The organism is Arthrobacter sulfonylureivorans (assembly GCF_047607445.1).
Classification (GTDB): Bacteria; Actinomycetota; Actinomycetes; order Actinomycetales; family Micrococcaceae; genus Crystallibacter; species Crystallibacter sulfonylureivorans_A.
The window spans coordinates 1-1,535 of sequence record NZ_JBLKRT010000087.1; the positions used below are offsets into that span (position 1 = coordinate 1).

Below are 1,535 nucleotides of genomic sequence, written 5' to 3' on the forward strand. Positions count from 1 at the left end.
CCGCATGCAGACCGTTGATAAGGCTGCGATAGACGACGCGGCGGCGGCCAGCGTGCTTGAAGTGCTGCGGCGGAACCGGGTGGCGGACGTCCGGGCCGATGCCACCACCCGCGACCTCTACTCTTCCGATGCATCACTCTTCCGGGTGCGGCCGGCGGCCGTGGCCTTCCCTCACGATGTGGACGAGGTTCTGGCCGTGCTGGCAGCCTGCCGCGAAACCGGCGTCCCGCTGACCTCCCGCGGAGCCGGCACCTCCATCGCGGGCAATGCGGTGGGCCCCGGCGTCGTGCTGGATTTCAGCCGTTACATGAACCGCGTGCTGCAACTGGACCCGGAAGCCCGCGCCGCCACGGTGCAGCCCGGGACGGTCCACGCCACACTGCAGCGGATGGCGTTGGCGCACGGACTGCGTTTCGGGCCGGACCCGTCCACGCATACCCGCTGCACCATCGGCGGGATGATCGGCAACAACTCCTGCGGCGCCCGCACCCCGGCATACGGCCGCACGGTGGACAACGTGGAGCACCTCGAGTTGGTCACCGGCTCCGGACGCAGGCTTCGGCTGGACGGCGCAGGGGCCCCGGAAACTCCGGAAACCGGGGCGCTGCGCGAACTGGCCGCCGGACACTTGGGGACGCTGCGCACGGAGTTCGGCCGGTTCGGCAGGCAGGTGTCCGGCTATGCGCTCGAGCACCTGCTGCCGGAGAAGGGGTTCGACCTGCGCAGGGCGCTGGTTGGAAGCGAGGGGACGCTCGCCGTCGTGCTGGAAGCGGGAGTGCGGCTGGTCAAGGACCCGGCGCACAAGACCATGGTGGCGCTGGGATTTGCCGACATCGGAACTGCCGCTGACGCGGTGATGGAGGTGATGGCTTTTTCGCCGACCGCCTGCGAGGGGCTGGACCGGCGGATTGTGGACGTGGTGCGCAGCCGGAAGGGGCCGGGCTCCGTGCCGGAGCTGCCCGCCGGCGCCGCATGGCTGTTTGTGGAGCTGGCCGGCGACCAGCCCGCCGAGGTGGCGGACCGCGCCGCCCGGTTGCTCCGGCTGCCGGAGGCCGTGGATGCCCGGGTGGTGGACCATCCGGTGGAGGCCGCCGCGCTGTGGAAGATCCGCGAGGACGGTTCCGCGCTGTCGGGCCGGTCGCCCGCCGGTGAGCCGGCGCACTCCGGCTGGGAGGATGCGGCCGTGCCGGCGGAACGGCTGGGCGCCTACCTGCGCGACTTCGATGACCTGGTGGAGCAGCACGGCTTCAGCGGTTTCCCCTACGGGCACTTTGGCGACGGCTGCGTGCATGTGCGGCTGGACTTCCCGTTCGGCAACCGCGGCCCCAACGAAACCGATGGCCGCCGCGAGTACCGCGCCTTCATGACCGACGCGGCCGATCTGGTGGCCCGCTACGGCGGCTCGCTCTCCGGCGAGCACGGCGACGGACGGGTCCGCGGCGAACTGCTGCCGCGGATCTACTCGGCGGAAGCCATCCGCCTGTTCGGCACGGTCAAGGGCATCCTGGACCCGGACAACCTGCTCAACCCGGGCG

At 71.3% G+C, this 1,535-nt stretch carries 1 protein-coding gene; it reads left to right on the forward strand.

Going from position 1 to position 1,535, the window contains the following annotated elements; translation table 11 throughout:
* On the forward strand, positions 1–1,535 hold a 1,535-nt coding region (locus ACMX2H_RS18900), incomplete at both ends, for an FAD-binding oxidoreductase (RefSeq protein ID WP_414962816.1).